Source organism: Morganella sp. HSTU-ASny43, from assembly GCF_022819185.1.
GTDB classification, from domain to species: Bacteria; Pseudomonadota; Gammaproteobacteria; order Enterobacterales; family Enterobacteriaceae; genus Morganella; species Morganella morganii.
Genome location: NZ_WSPG01000011.1, coordinates 36,363 through 50,325, shown reverse-complemented (window position 1 = coordinate 50,325; position 13,963 = coordinate 36,363). Strand labels below are relative to the sequence as shown.

12 protein-coding genes are annotated in these 13,963 nt (G+C 52.8%); 8 read left to right on the top strand and 4 right to left on the bottom strand.

Annotated elements, in window-relative coordinates; genetic code table 11:
• The first annotated feature begins 147 nt into the window (after positions 1 to 147).
• The 8 genes from GN208_RS07950 to GN208_RS07915 all read left to right on the top strand — a co-directional run bounded on the left by GN208_RS07950 (position 148) and on the right by GN208_RS07915 (position 10,615).
• Positions 148 to 1,701 (top strand): ShlB/FhaC/HecB family hemolysin secretion/activation protein, encoded by a 1,554-nt coding sequence (locus tag GN208_RS07950; RefSeq protein WP_004236550.1) that lies wholly within the window; start codon positions 148 to 150, stop codon positions 1,699 to 1,701.
• Positions 1,702 to 2,139: 438 nt separating this feature from the next.
• On the top strand, positions 2,140 to 3,753 hold the full coding sequence (gene dppA, locus GN208_RS07945) for a dipeptide ABC transporter periplasmic-binding protein DppA (RefSeq protein WP_036409105.1): 1,614 nt from the start codon (positions 2,140 to 2,142) through the stop codon (positions 3,751 to 3,753).
• 200 nt (positions 3,754 to 3,953) lie between these two features.
• Positions 3,954 to 4,973 (top strand): dipeptide ABC transporter permease DppB, encoded by a 1,020-nt coding sequence (dppB, locus tag GN208_RS07940; RefSeq protein ID WP_015422405.1) that lies wholly within the window; start codon positions 3,954 to 3,956, stop codon positions 4,971 to 4,973.
• A 12-nt stretch (positions 4,974 to 4,985) separates the two neighbouring features.
• Entirely contained in the window at positions 4,986 to 5,888 is a 903-nt protein-coding gene (gene dppC, locus GN208_RS07935) for a dipeptide ABC transporter permease DppC (protein ID WP_004236547.1), read from the top strand.
• Positions 5,889 to 5,898: 10 nt separating this feature from the next.
• Positions 5,899 to 6,882 (top strand): dipeptide ABC transporter ATP-binding protein, encoded by a 984-nt coding sequence (dppD, locus tag GN208_RS07930; protein WP_004236546.1) that lies wholly within the window; start codon positions 5,899 to 5,901, stop codon positions 6,880 to 6,882.
• A complete protein-coding gene (gene dppF / locus GN208_RS07925) occupies positions 6,875 to 7,873 on the top strand; it encodes a dipeptide ABC transporter ATP-binding subunit DppF (protein WP_004236544.1) in 999 nt (332 codons plus the stop codon). Before dppD ends, dppF begins: the two co-directional genes overlap by 8 nt.
• A 190-nt stretch (positions 7,874 to 8,063) precedes the next feature.
• Positions 8,064 to 8,771 carry a HAMP domain-containing protein gene (locus GN208_RS07920; RefSeq protein WP_004236543.1) on the top strand — a complete coding sequence of 236 codons (708 nt, stop codon included), beginning with the start codon at positions 8,064 to 8,066 and terminating at the stop codon, positions 8,769 to 8,771.
• A gap of 164 nt (positions 8,772 to 8,935) precedes the next feature.
• Complete coding sequence (locus GN208_RS07915) at positions 8,936 to 10,615, top strand: insulinase family protein (protein WP_004236542.1); 1,680 nt, start codon at positions 8,936 to 8,938, stop codon at positions 10,613 to 10,615.
• Positions 10,616 to 10,671: 56 nt separating this feature from the next.
• Here the strand turns inward: GN208_RS07915 and GN208_RS07910 are convergent, their stop codons facing one another.
• The 4 genes from GN208_RS07910 to GN208_RS07895 all read right to left on the bottom strand — a co-directional run bounded on the left by GN208_RS07910 (position 10,672) and on the right by GN208_RS07895 (position 13,810).
• The gene (locus GN208_RS07910) at positions 10,672 to 11,700 is read right to left on the bottom strand and encodes a serine hydrolase domain-containing protein (RefSeq protein WP_004236541.1); all 1,029 of its coding nucleotides are present in this window, start codon (positions 11,698 to 11,700) and stop codon (positions 10,672 to 10,674) included.
• A gap of 2 nt (positions 11,701 to 11,702) precedes the next feature.
• Entirely contained in the window at positions 11,703 to 11,909 is a 207-nt protein-coding gene (locus tag GN208_RS07905) for a 4-oxalocrotonate tautomerase family protein (RefSeq protein WP_004236540.1), read from the bottom strand.
• A 107-nt stretch (positions 11,910 to 12,016) separates the two neighbouring features.
• Positions 12,017 to 13,009, bottom strand: a complete 993-nt coding sequence (yhjD, locus tag GN208_RS07900; RefSeq protein ID WP_004236539.1) for an inner membrane protein YhjD — start codon at positions 13,007 to 13,009, stop codon at positions 12,017 to 12,019.
• 411 nt (positions 13,010 to 13,420) lie between these two features.
• Positions 13,421 to 13,810, bottom strand: coding sequence for a DUF1090 domain-containing protein (locus GN208_RS07895; RefSeq protein WP_004236536.1), 390 nt, complete (start codon positions 13,808 to 13,810; stop codon positions 13,421 to 13,423).
• Positions 13,811 to 13,963: the final 153 nt, after the last annotated feature.

The following is a 13,963-nucleotide window of genomic DNA, read 5'->3' as shown; positions in this document are numbered from 1 at the left end:
GCTTTTACAGCAGGGTTTTTTGCTTTTCAGCATCTGCCATTTTTCCTCTTCTGTTACTTTCAAAAATTCCGCCGCTTTTTTGATATCGCTGTTTTCTGTTATCCGTTTAACTGCCCGCTGAAAGGATTTCATCAGACGGACGGATACATGATAAAAAAAACAGCGGCTGCTGCTGTGATGGCGACGGCCTGTGGCTGCGCATGGGGTAGCACTTACACTTCTTCTCCGCCGGTTTCTCCGGCCTCCTGCGCCATACTGTCAGAGGTGGTGATTAAGCAGCGTGAATTAATTGAGCCCTCTTATCTGGCGGATGAATTTGAAAAAAGCATTACCGGACACTGTCTGACATCAGAACAGATGGCAGAAGCGGTAATGACACTGGAGTCGGTGGTGCATCAGGCCGGTTTTATCACAGCACAAATCAGTGTGCCACCGCAGAATGTCAGCGACGGTACCCTGACACTTCACTATCAGCCCGGTTATCTGAGCGGCTATCGCGATAAAGAGAGCGGAGATACGCATTTCGGGCTGAACCTGATTTTCCCGCAGCGGGCAGACGGACAGCTGAATATCCGTGATACTGAACTGGGAATGTCCCATCTGAATCAATTGCCCAGTCTGGGGGCTCAGGCTGCCGTTGAACCTGATCCGCAGAACCCCGGCAACAGCATCATCACCATTACCCGGCAGAAAAAACGCAGCATCAGCGGCTCACTTGAAATCAGCAACTACGGTAGCCCGTCAACCGGCAGCAGGCAGATAACTAACCGGCTCAGTCTTGAAAATCCGTTACAGCTGTATGACCGCCTGTTTATTTATACCCTGCGGGATATGGACCGCGACCATTCCGCCGGGGTGAAATTTATTTATGGCCAGTACCGGATCCCTTTCCGGTACTGGGAATTTACCGCAGGCGGCAGTTACAGTGAGCAGAAGCAGCAATACCCGGTATACCGGGGATCACTGGACTATTTTACCCGCAGCAAAACGCTGGATCTGAGCTTCGGCCGTAAGCTCCTTCTGACTCCGGCACATGATCTCACCCTCAGCAGCGGCATTTCTGCGGTAACCCGGCATGTCACACTCGGACATGCGCCGCTGATATTGCCTGAGCGCCGGTCTGTTTACTGGAATACCGGACTGAATCACCGCTGGTATCTGCCGGATTTCACCTTGCAGTATCAGGTGCAGTATAAGCATTCACTGAACCGCTTTGGTGCGCTGCCGGTAACAGAAAAAAAGCTGAAACCGACCCGGCAGCTGATGGCAGAAACAACACTGACAGTACCGTTCCGCCTTGCCGGTCAGCCGTTTTATTATGAAGGCGTTATGCGCGGCTTTATTAATGCAGATAAAGCAGATGAGATGGATTATGAATCCCTGAGTGGCCGTTATTCGGTACGCGGCTATCCGTTTTCCCACAGCATGAGCGCCGCGCGGGCTTTTATCAGCCGTAATGAGGTGGTCTGGCAGCAGGTATTGCCGGGACATAATCTGTATCTGGCAGCAGATGCCGGGCTGCCGGGGGCAAAAATTTCCGGAGGTGCGCGATCTCATCGTCTGGCGGGTACGGAGATCGGGATGAAGGGGTTTTATAAATCACTGAGCTATCAGGTCTTTGCCGGTCTGCCGCTGAAAGAAGCGGAACGTGTACGGGCCTTTTCACCGGCGGGAGGATTTTCTGTCAGTGTCAGTTACTGAGGACCGGTTTGATTTCAGTACGTGATAGTACCGCTGTATATCAGGCAGGGTGCGGATTACAGCGGCAGTTGTGGCAAAATGTGCAACGGAAAACACTGTGACAGTGATATCAGACAAAATAATCGCGCAGTAATTAAGCATTCAGTCACAAAATCCGGATAATTTTTATCAGCTGTTTATTCTGTGAACGTTTTATCCGGCAGCTGAATAAATGCTCAGTTGTGCACCCGTTCAAACATTTTAGCTGTTTTTGTTATCAAAACGTTTGATTTGTGTGTTTTATGTGTAGTCATCGTCCATAGTCAATAGTATTGACTGCCTCTGTGACAGTTGATTTAGTGAAGTGTCAAAAAATAATAAACAAACTGAAATTTGTGGTCCGGCACTGCCGGACGACAGAGCAAACACGACATTCAACGACAGGCGGAGATAATGATGATGAGAAGCGCCAAACGTAAGACAGGATTTGCGAAGCTGGGTATTACACTGGTTGCTCTGGCGGTATCCGCCAGTGTTAATGCGGCGGGAACGCTGGTTTTTTGTTCTGAGGGATCACCGGAAGGGTTTAACCCGCAGCTGTTCACTTCGGGAACCACTTATGATGCCAGCTCCGTGCCGCTGTATAACCGGCTGGTGGAGTTTAAAGCCGGTACCACAGAGCTGGAGCCGGGCCTGGCGGAATCCTGGGATGTGAGCGAAGACGGAAAAACCTATACGTTCCATCTGCGCAAAGGGGTGAAATTCCACAGCAGCAAGGATTTCAAACCAACCCGTGATTTCAATGCGGATGATGTGGTCTTTACCTTCGACCGCCAGAAAAACCCGGATAACCCGTATCACAAGGTCTCCGGCGGTAGTTATGAATATTTCAGCGGCATGGATATGGATAAAATCATCGATAAAGTTGAGAAGGTCGATGACAACACTGTCCGTTTTCAGCTGAGCCGCTCTGAAGCGCCGTTCCTGGCAAACCTCGGGATGGACTTCGCCTCCATTCTTTCCGCTGAATATGCCGATCAGATGCTGAAAGCCGGTACACCGGAGAAAGTCGACCTGAACCCGATCGGCACCGGGCCGTTTGTGTTGCAGCAGTACCAGAAAGATTCCCGTATCCTGTATAAAGCCAATGACGATTACTGGAACGGCAAACCGAAAATTGACCGCCTGGTCTTCTCCATCACCCCGGATGCCTCTGTCCGTTACGCCAAACTGCAGAAAAACGAGTGTCAGGTAATGCCGTACCCGAACCCGGCAGACCTGGAGCGTATGCGTGAAGATAAAAACATTGTCCTGAAAGAGCAGCCGGGCCTGAACGTCGGCTATCTCTCCTATAACGTCACGAAAAAACCGCTGGATAACGTCAAAGTACGTCAGGCACTGAATATGGCAGTTAATAAAGATGCCATCATTGACGCGGTGTATCAGGGCGCAGGCCAGAAAGCGAAAAACCTGATCCCGCCGACCATGTGGGGCTACAACAACAGCATTGAAGACTATCCGTATGATCCGGAAAAAGCCAAAGCGCTGCTGAAAGAAGCAGGTATGGAAAACGGCTTTGAAATCGACCTGTGGGCGATGCCGGTTCAGCGTCCGTATAACCCGAACGCCCGCCGTATGGCTGAGATGATCCAGGCAGACTGGGCGAAAGTCGGCGTGAAAGCCAAGATTGTGACCTATGAGTGGGGCGAGTACCTCAAGCGCGCAAAAGCGGGCGAGCCTCAGACTGTCATGATGGGCTGGACCGGTGACAACGGGGATCCGGATAACTTCTTCGCCACACTCTTCAGCTGTGCGGCTAAAGAGCAGGGTTCTAACTACTCGAAATGGTGTGATCAGTCCTTTGAAAACATCATTCAGCCGGCACGTACCACGGCTGATCCGAAAGAGCGCGCCAAGCTGTATGAGCAGGCTCAGGTAGTGATGAAAGAGCAGGCGCCTGCACTGATCGTTGCACACTCCACAGTGTTTGAGCCGGTGCGCAAAGAAGTGAAAGGCTATGTGGTGGATCCGCTGGGTAAACACCACTTTGACAATGTGTCTATCGAAAAATAAGTAAACCGGAAATGAGTGTTACCGGTCTGCCGCCTCCTCCGGGGGGCGGCAACCCTGTATCGAACCGCATTGCACGGACGACGCAGAACACATAACTAAAACAATATTATTCATCGTGTGAGTATAAAGGGAAAGTCCTCCCTTTCGTCCGGTCTTATGACCAGAGCGCTGTCAGCGGCCATTACAAGAGAAACAGGGATATGCTGCAATTTATCCTCCGACGGGTCGGGATGGTAATACCGACATTTATCGGTATCACGTTACTGACGTTTATATTTGTTCATCTGATTCCGGGAGACCCGGTCACTATCATGGCGGGTGAGCGGGGAATTTCCCCTGAACGCCACGCTCAACTGATGGCGGCCCTGGGGCTGGATCAGCCCTACTGGAAACAGTACCTTCATTATATCAACGGTGTCCTGCACGGTGACCTCGGCCTCTCTCTGAAGAGCCGTCAGCCGGTGTGGGAAGAGTTTGTTCCCCGCTTTAAAGCCACGCTGGAACTCGCTGCCTGTGCCATGATTTTCGCCATTTCTGTCGGGATCCCGGTCGGGGTACTGGCGGCCGTCAAACGCGGGTCAATCTTTGATCACACTGCTATAGGGGTCTCCCTGACCGGCTATTCCATGCCGATTTTCTGGTGGGGCATCATGCTGATCATGCTGGTGTCGGTGAATCTCGATCTGACACCGGTGTCGGGGCGCTTATCGGACAGTGTGTTCCTCGACGACAGTCAGCCGCTGACCGGATTTATGCTGATTGATACCCTGATCTGGGGTGAGGACGGCGATTTTCATGATGCGGTGATGCATCTTATTCTGCCGTCCATTGTGCTCGGTACCATCCCGCTGGCGGTGATTGTCCGTATGACCCGTTCGGCAATGCTGGAAGTGCTGGGTGAGGATTATATCCGTACCGCCCGCGCCAAGGGGCTGAGCCGCATCCGCGTGATTGTGGTGCATGCACTGCGCAACGCGCTGCTGCCGGTGGTGACCGTTATCGGCTTACAGGTCGGCGTGATGCTGGCCGGGGCGATTCTGACCGAAACGATTTTTTCCTGGCCCGGTATCGGCCGCTGGCTGATTGATGCCCTTCAGCGCCGCGACTATCCGGTTGTGCAGGGCGGCGTTCTGCTGATCGCCATTCTGATTATCCTGGTTAACCTGTGCGTGGATTTACTCTACGGCGTCGTTAACCCGCGGATCCGTCATAAAAAATAACAGGAGCGCACAATGTCTGAGACGACAAATACTACCGTGACCCGCGCGCCTGAGCCGCTTTCCCCGCTGCGCGAATTCTGGCACTACTTCCGGCGCAACAAAGGCGCGCTGATCGGCCTGATCTATATTCTGCTGATGCTGCTGATCGCCGTTTTTGCCCCGCTGCTCGCCCCGCATCTGCCGGATGAGCAGTTCCGTGATCATTTATTACAACCGCCGGTCTGGCAGGAAGGCGGCTCATGGCAGTTTATTCTCGGTACTGATGATATCGGCCGCGATATTCTGTCGCGCCTGATGTACGGCGCACGGCTTTCACTGCTGGTCGGTTGTCTGGTGGTAGCGCTGTCGCTGCTGCTGGGGGTGGTGATTGGCCTCGCTGCCGGGTATTTCGGCGGCTGGGTTGATGCCCTGATCATGCGTATCGTCGATATCATGCTGGCACTGCCGAGCCTGCTGCTGGCACTGGTGCTGGTGGCGATTTTCGGTCCGTCGATTGTTAATGCCTCGCTGGCGCTGACTTTCGTGGCACTGCCGCACTATATCCGTCTGACCCGCGCGGCGGTGCTGACGGAAGTGAGCCGCGACTATGTGACCGCTTCTGCGGTGGCGGGCGCAGGCCCGGTGCGCCAGATGTTTGTCAATATTCTGCCGAACTGCCTGGCGCCGCTGATTGTGCAGGCATCTCTGGGTTTCTCCAACGCTATTCTGGACATGGCCGCATTAGGTTTCCTCGGGATGGGCGCACAGCCGCCGACACCGGAGTGGGGAACCATGCTGTCCGATGTTTTACAGTTTACGCAGAGCGCATGGTGGGTGGTGACCTTCCCGGGCCTGGCGATTTTACTGACAGTACTGGCGTTTAACCTGATGGGCGACGGATTGCGTGATGCCCTTGATCCTAAGCTTAAGCAGTAGAGGTGCAGACATGGCGTTATTAACAGTTGATAAATTATCTGTTCACTTCGGTGAAAAAGAGATGCCATTCCGCGCCGTTGACCGGATCAGCTATCAGGTTGAGGAAGGTGAAGTGCTCGGGATTGTCGGGGAATCCGGCTCCGGTAAATCCGTCAGTTCACTGGCGATTATGGGGCTGATTGATTTCCCGGGCCGGGTGATGGCGGATAACCTTGAGTTTGACGGCCGCCATCTGCTGACCATCTCAGAAAAAGAGCGGCGCGAGCTGGTGGGCGCGGATGTGGCAATGATTTTCCAGGATCCGATGACCAGCCTGAATCCCTGCTATACCGTGGGATATCAGATCATGGAAGCCCTGAAAGTTCACCAGGGCGGCAACCGGAAAACCCGGTTACAGCGGACTATCGACCTGCTGACGCTGGTCGGTATCCCGGATCCGAAATCGCGGCTGGATGTCTATCCGCACCAGTTATCCGGCGGGATGAGCCAGCGTGTGATGATTGCGATGGCGATTGCCTGCCGTCCGAAGCTGCTGATTGCCGATGAGCCGACAACAGCACTGGATGTGACTATTCAGGCACAGATCATTGAACTGCTGCTGGAGTTACAGCAGCAGGAAAACATGGCACTGGTGCTGATCACCCATGACCTCGCGCTGGTGGCGGAAGCCGCTCACCACATTATTGTGATGTATGCGGGGCAGGTGGCGGAGTCCGGCAAGGCGTCGGATATCTTCCGCGCGCCGCGCCATCCGTATACTCAGGCACTGTTACGGGCACTGCCGGAATTCGCCGGTAACAAGAGCCGTCTGGCATCACTGCCGGGGGTTGTGCCCGGTAAATATGACCGGCCTGAGGGCTGTCTGCTGAACCCGCGCTGCCCGTACGCCACGGATTTATGCCGCAGCACGGAACCGGAACTGCGTACTGTCGGGGCGCGTCAGGTGAAATGTCATACCCCGCTGGATGATGAAGGGAGACCGGGCCATGAGTGAAACCACACAGCCGCTGTTACATGTCAGTGATCTGAAAAAATATTATCCGGTGAAGAAAGGCTTTTTCTCGCCGGAGCGGATGGTGAAAGCCCTCGACGGCGTATCGTTTGATCTGAATCGCGGGAAAACCCTGGCGGTGGTCGGGGAGTCCGGCTGCGGGAAATCGACACTCGGCCGTCTGCTGACCATGATTGAAAAACCGACCGGCGGGGAGCTGTTCTACCAGGGGCAGGATCTGCTGGTGGCAGATAAACATGCGGAGAAACTGCGGCGGCAGAAAATCCAGATTGTGTTCCAGAACCCGTACGGCTCGCTTAATCCGCGTAAAAAAGTCGGGCAGATTCTGGAAGAGCCGCTGGTTATCAATACCTCTCTCAGCGCGGCAGAGCGCAAAGAGAAAGTGCTGGCGATGATGGCGAAAGTCGGCCTGAAAACTGAGCATTACAGCCGTTATCCGCATATGTTTTCCGGCGGTCAGCGCCAGCGTATTGCCATTGCCCGGGGGCTGATGCTGGATCCGGATGTGGTGATTGCCGATGAACCGGTATCCGCGCTGGATGTATCCGTCCGCGCTCAGGTGCTGAACCTGATGATGGATCTTCAGGATGAGCTGGGTCTGTCGTATGTGTTTATTTCTCATGACTTATCTGTGGTGGAACATATCGCGGATGATGTGATGGTGATGTATCTGGGACGTTGTGTGGAAAAAGGTACCAAAGCGCAGATTTTTGAGAATCCGCGCCATCCTTACACACAGGCTCTGCTCTCCGCGACACCGAGGCTGAATCCGGCACAGCGCCGTGAGCGGATAAAACTGACCGGCGAGCTGCCGAGCCCGCTGAATCCGCCGCCGGGATGCGCCTTTGCCGCCCGCTGCCGTCATGCATTTGGCACCTGTACTCAGTTCCGTCCGGAGCTTAAATCCTACGGCGGACAGCTGATTGCCTGTTTCGCGGTGGACAGGGAAGAAGAGGCAAAAATTTCCGCATAACATTCTGTTTTACAGTAAATTACAGAAAAACATGTTTTAACTGAAGACAAACAGCGATAATGGAGGGCTCCGTTATCGCTTTTTGCTGTCTGGCGGGTGAGATTAGATCAGCACAAAGCACAATGATGACGTATAATCACTGCGTATGGCGAAAGATGTGATAACTGAATTGTAACGAAAGGCGTGGAATATGCGTGTAAAAGTCAGAAAGTCACTGACTATCAAACAGATGTCAGTTGTCGCTGCGGTGACTTTGGTGACGATCGCACTTTTTATGACGCTTCTGTTATCACATCTGATACAACAGCGGAAAGATGATTACATCAATCAGCTTTATAATTCGTCAGTACAGGTCAGGAAACCGCTGGCAGATGCCTTGTTAGGGTCGGACTTAAACGCAATAAAATCGACGCTGATAACATTGCGGGCCAGCGGGATTTTAGGACGCGCGATTGTGATGACGCCGGAAAATGTTCAGGTGATAAGCCTGGATTTTGCCACACACCGTCCTATTCCCGGCACAGCAAAAATGATTTTCGGGATCCCGGTTGAGATTAAGGTTCCGCTTTACGCCTACGGCGTGGCACATACCGGCAAACCCCCGCAGGGTTATCTTATTCTTCAGGTGGATGATAACCGCATATACCGCTTCGCGATGAATGTCGTGGCACTGATGGTGACCAGTTATCTGTTACTGGCGCTGGTGCTGGTGATCGCGATAAGCTGGTGTATTAACCGCCTGATCGTGCGGCCGCTGCGTAATATGGCCCGTGAGCTGAACAGTGATGAGCCTGCAGAGCAGCTCAGTTGTTCAGCATATCATGAGGATGATGAACTTGGTTTGCTGGCGAAGGGGTACCGGAACCAGCTGAACAAACATAAAACGGAGTCATCATAAAACTTCCCGGACGGTTTGCTGTCTAAACCCAGACGAATCAAAAGGGCGTCCCGGAAGCCGGTCAGTTTTTGCCTGTACGTATCGTCTGACATAACAGTATTTCCGGCATCAGTGGTAAACCTCAGAAGAAGGCATACCAGGGATTCATATTAAAAGAGGTTAGCATGCAACGCTCTTATTTACGTGTTTTACTCGGTGGCGTCCTGATTGCCGTCACATCTCAGTTACACGCAGAAGCATTACAGCCGGACCCGGCATGGCAGCAGGGTAAACTGGCAAACGGATTCAGCTGGCAGCTGCTTCAGACGCCGCAGCGCCCGAATGACCGCATACAGATGCGCCTTTCTGTTCAGACCGGCTCCATGATGGAAAAACCGGCTGAAAAAGGGTTCGCTTACCTCATCCCGAAAGTGGTGATGTTTAACAGCCAGAGCCTGAACACACAGCAGTTATCGAACCTGCTGCGTAATGGTATAAGCCCGGATATGCCGCTGCCGCCGGCGATTGTTTCCTATGATTTCACACTCTATAACCTGAGCCTGCCGAATAATAATCCTGAAGTGCTGAAAGCGGCACTGAGCTGGATGGCGGATGTCTCAGGTCATGGAATTTTTAATCAGGAAACTGTTACTGCCGCTCTGGCCGCGCCGGATTCTCCGGTCGCCACTTATCCGCCGAATATCAATGATCCTATCTGGCGTGCCCGGTTAAAAGGCACCACCCTCCAGGGGTTTGACCCGGTGCCGCCGCCTGCGGGCAAAATTGATGTTGAGGCACTGAACAGTTTCTATCAGCGCTGGTACACACCGGATATGGCGACACTGTATGTTGCCGGGCCGGTTGATAAACGCGCGCTGGAAGACGGCATCAGCAAAGCATTCGGCTCTCTGGAAGGTAAGCGTCAGACACCGGTCAGTGTCGCCACACTACCGCCGATGAAACCACGCTCAGTCCATGCCGTGAATGAAAATCAGAAAGACGATATGCTGGCGCTGGTCTGGGATCTGAACTGGTCTTCCGTCAAAGATTCAGATGCACTGAACCGCTACTGGTTAAATGACCTCGCCCGTGAGGCACTTTTTGGTGTATTACAGCAGGGCATCGGCAAGAAAAATGAAAAATTCATGGCCATGAATATGGATTGCCGGATGCAGTATCAGCGTGCCAGCTGTATGCTCAGCCTGCGTGCGCCGAATGAAAAAATGCCGGTGATTGTCTCTGAACTGGCCGGTGAACTGGCTGTGCTGAAAGAAAAAGGGATTTCCGCTGAGAATTTTGATGCGCTGATTGCCATGAAACAGGCTCAGCTTCAGCAGTTGTTTGCTATTTATGCCCGGACCACCACGGATATCCTGATCAACCAGCGTCTGATGTCCCAGCAGAGTAATATCATTGATATTCCGCCGGAGCAGTACCAGCGTCTGCGTCAGGCGTTCCTGAATAACCTGACACCGGATGTGCTGAACGCAGAAATTCATGCGATTTTAGAACAGGATACCGCATTCTTCTTTACTCAGCCGAAAGGTGAGACAGAAATGAATGTGGATCAGCTGCGTGCTCAGTTCGATAAGATAATGCATCCGGAGAAAGCGGTTGCTGCGGCAGAGAAACAGGCTGCGGCGGATGCGGAATCCGCTGAGAAAGCGGCAGCCGAAAAAGCAGCGGCAGAAAAAGCCGCCGCAGAGCAGGCCAAAGCCCCGGCGGTAACCCCGGAAGCGGCAGCGCCGTCACAGGAAGCGAAACCGGCAGAACCAAAAGCACCGGCTCCGGCTAAAAAAGGCGGGCAAAACGGCAATGCCGAGCCACCGGCGGCAGATAACAACACCGACGGTGTCAGTGCCTGATTTCGGGTAATGGTATGAAATAAAAAGGGTATCTTTCAGATACCCTTTTTTAATGGCTATTCATCGTCCTGACACAAGCTGCTTTCCAGCAGATTCATCAGCCACGGCCGGGTGTCCCTGTTATTCACAAAGCCCGCCGCCGCGATTTTTTTCTGCGGGTGATAGTAAGCTGCGGTTCCCCAGAATCCCAAATGATACCAGAGTGTCTGGCCGTCCCGCTCTGTCACCATCACCCCGCAGCGGTAATCTTCCGCACCGTCATGGCTGCCCGGTTTCAGCATGGTTTCAAGGGTGTCCGGCTTGTCAAAAATACGGCCCTCAAACAGATTTGCCATAAACACCGCCAGGGCGTTTACCGACATAATCAACCCGCCGCCGCCCCAGAGATCCATGGTCGGACTGATGGTCTCCCCGTCAATATTGCCGAGATACTGATGTGCCCGGGGCGGAAGACCCGCCGGCGCCGGTTCTTCCAGTTCCCAGTAAGCGGATTCCATGCCCGGTGCATCAAAGCGCAGCAACTGCCGGACCGCTTGTGCCAGCGGCAGTTGTGTGATCCGCTCAATAATATCGCCCAGCAGCAGATACCCGGTATCGGAATAGAGGAAACAGAGGCCCGGTTTCATCAGCGGATAGCCCCGGCTGACATACAGGCGGATCTGCTCATCCCGTGTCCAGAGATGGCCGGGGTCGGCGAGCACATCACGGATATACTTCTCATCGGCATGATCATACAGCCCGCTGCTGTGACTGAGCAGATGCTGCACCGTGATGGCATTCAGATCATAACCCGCCTCTGTCAGCCAGCGGACATACTGCGGGGAGAGCAGCGGCGCGACCGGTGAACTGAGACTGAGCTTCTGCTGTTCATACAGGCGCAGCACTGCCGCCGCGGTAAACGTTTTGGTATTACTGGCGATCCGCACCGGGGTATCCGGGGTGACCGGCGTGCTGTCGTTTTTGCTCAGTCCGCCGTGTGCCGCACCGTCCGGTAATTCACACCCTTCGCCGGTGAAACAGAATGCCGTGGCAAAACCGTCCGGCTGAACATCCTGCAGCAGGGCTGATAAATTCCGCGCCGGCATGATTATTTCTTCGCGTCAGCGCGCAGTTTCGTCACACTCTGTCCGCCGACACCCCAGTTGTCTGTTTCCACCTCATCAATAATCACAAAGGTTGAAGCCGGGTTTTTTCCCAGTACATCAACAAGTAATTGTGTGGCACCTTCAATCAGTTTTTGCTTTTGTTCTGCGGTCGCACCTTCTTTGGTGATGCGGATATTGATGAATGGCATAGAGGCTCCTGATAGATGTGGTTGTCTGCAACTGTCTGAATATCAGCCGGTAACGGTTCAGTATCCGTTACACTGACTGATATTCATACCATATTGCAGCCAAAATCTCAGGCGGTTTTGTTTTTTTGGATATCAGTCGCAATCCAGGCGGCAGAAAAGAGGATCAGGCGCGCGAAGAAATAGAAAAAGGCCATCAGGCCGATAACGGAACCAAACGCAGCACCGGACGGGGAGGCCGCCATATTCGGCAGCAGCCAGGTCATAATGGTTTTCAGGATCTCAAAGCCTATTGCGGCCAGCAGTGTGCCTTTCAGCAGGGAGCGGCGGCTCAGCTTCATGCGCGGCAGGATCCAGAGAATCCAGGTAAACAGCAGATAGTTGGCAAGGATGGAGATGGTCAGGCCGATCGCTGTCCAGGCGGGACGCAGCCATTCGACAGCATCCAGGCCGAGAAACGCGACAATCCGGGCTTGCGCGGCACCGGCAATTGAGGTCAGCGAGAGAGTAACCACCAGCGCCACCAGCAGGCCGATCAGCGCCAGGAAATCCCGCAGATAGCGCAGGAACATATTCTCTTTCACTTCAATATCCGGCTCCCACTGGTCGTGGTATTGTGCCCGGATAGCCATCCGCAGATTGCCCACCCAGTTCACCCCGGAATAGAGTGCCAGTGCCAGACCGGTTAACCCGACGGTTGCACGCTGGCGGATTGCGGTATCAATACTGCGCTCAATAGTGGCGGCGAGTGTCGGGTCGCTGATACTGTTGGCGACACCGCGGATAAGTCTGGTCAGCAGTTCCGGATTAAAGGCCAGCACATAACCGGCGGCGGCAAAAGAGACCATCAGAATCGGGATCATGGATAAAAACGAGAAATAGGTAATCGCTGCACCGAACGGGCTGCCCATTCTGTCATTAAAGCGGGTGGCGGTGCGGATCAGATGGGCAATAAACGGAATATTGCGGATATAATTTCCGGCTTTCACACTCCATTTCAGGGCTTTTTTCCCCTGTTTTAACCCTTCATCAAAATTCTTCCGCAGGGGTTTTAATGATGATGTGCTGTTGTCATCTTCCGGTGTGTTGTTTTCCCGGGTCATGTATCCTCGCTTGTTCGGAAATTGATTCCGTTTAAGTTTACTACAGGACTCACCGGATGAACAATTCAGGTTCCGGTATAACGGGCTTCAGAATTTCCCGGTTGATTAACCGGGATAATAATATGTAATTAGCCGCGCTTATTTCTCTTCAGAATAATTAAAACAAATACCAATCTATAAGATGTTCACAATATGAATAATAAATGTGTTTTTCCCGGAAATAACCGGGGAATTTACCGCTGTTTGCTGATACCGGTTATTCCGCTGCTTATTACCGGGTGTGTTTATAAACCGGAAGGGCCTTATTTTGAAGTCCGCTTTCAGCTGACTAATTATTTCGGGCAGTTAAGAGCAACAGCGTTTTAATACTGTTTGCCGGTTTCTGTTGTCAGAAAACCGGCAGCGGTATGATTACTTTAATAATGAATCCAGTTCCGCCTGTGCTTCTTTTAATTCCGCTTCGGCTTCGGCCAGTTTGCGTTCGCGTTTGGCAATCTTACTGATATCGCCTTTATCGATGGCTTTCTGTAAATCGGCTTTGCGCTCTGCCACTTCTTTTGTCCGGTCACTGACTTCATCGCGGGCATCATCACGCAGGCTGTTTGGTGTGCAGTAAGTATTCACATTCTGCAAAGCCCGCTCCAGCCCCTGCACCCGGTGTGTATTGCCGTGAGCTTTGGCGTAGCTGAGCTGCTCCTGAATTTTGCTTTTTTTGATGTCACAGCCATTCTGCGCACTCAGCGCGGAGGTGCTTACCAGTAATGCACCCAGAGCCAGTGCAGCAGTTGTAAAACGTGTCATGTTTACCTCGTTATTTATACTAGTCGTCATTTTATGACTATCAATAATGACAATGGTTCATTATCACGCCGCACAGATGAGGAAAGGGCATTGGTTCTTTCCTGCCGAAATCAGGTTATACTGAGCACTTCAATCTGTACTGATATTCTTGTT

Bases quoted from the DNA above. Each gene is read 5' to 3' on its own strand.
- GN208_RS07905 (WP_004236540.1), bottom strand. From the start codon at position 11,909: ATGCCATTCATCAATATCCGCATCACCAAAGAAGGTGCGACCGCAGAA.
- dppA (WP_036409105.1), top strand. From the start codon at position 2,140: ATGAGAAGCGCCAAACGTAAGACAGGATTTGCGAAGCTGGGTATTACA.
- GN208_RS07920 (WP_004236543.1), top strand. From the start codon at position 8,064: ATGCGTGTAAAAGTCAGAAAGTCACTGACTATCAAACAGATGTCAGTT.
- GN208_RS07895 (WP_004236536.1), bottom strand. From the start codon at position 13,810: ATGACACGTTTTACAACTGCTGCACTGGCTCTGGGTGCATTACTGGTA.
- dppF (WP_004236544.1), top strand. From the start codon at position 6,875: ATGAGTGAAACCACACAGCCGCTGTTACATGTCAGTGATCTGAAAAAA.
- dppC (WP_004236547.1), top strand. From the start codon at position 4,986: ATGTCTGAGACGACAAATACTACCGTGACCCGCGCGCCTGAGCCGCTT.
- dppD (WP_004236546.1), top strand. From the start codon at position 5,899: ATGGCGTTATTAACAGTTGATAAATTATCTGTTCACTTCGGTGAAAAA.
- GN208_RS07910 (WP_004236541.1), bottom strand. From the start codon at position 11,700: ATGCCGGCGCGGAATTTATCAGCCCTGCTGCAGGATGTTCAGCCGGAC.
- yhjD (WP_004236539.1), bottom strand. From the start codon at position 13,009: ATGACCCGGGAAAACAACACACCGGAAGATGACAACAGCACATCATCA.
- GN208_RS07950 (WP_004236550.1), top strand. From the start codon at position 148: ATGATAAAAAAAACAGCGGCTGCTGCTGTGATGGCGACGGCCTGTGGC.
- dppB (WP_015422405.1), top strand. From the start codon at position 3,954: ATGCTGCAATTTATCCTCCGACGGGTCGGGATGGTAATACCGACATTT.
- GN208_RS07915 (WP_004236542.1), top strand. From the start codon at position 8,936: ATGCAACGCTCTTATTTACGTGTTTTACTCGGTGGCGTCCTGATTGCC.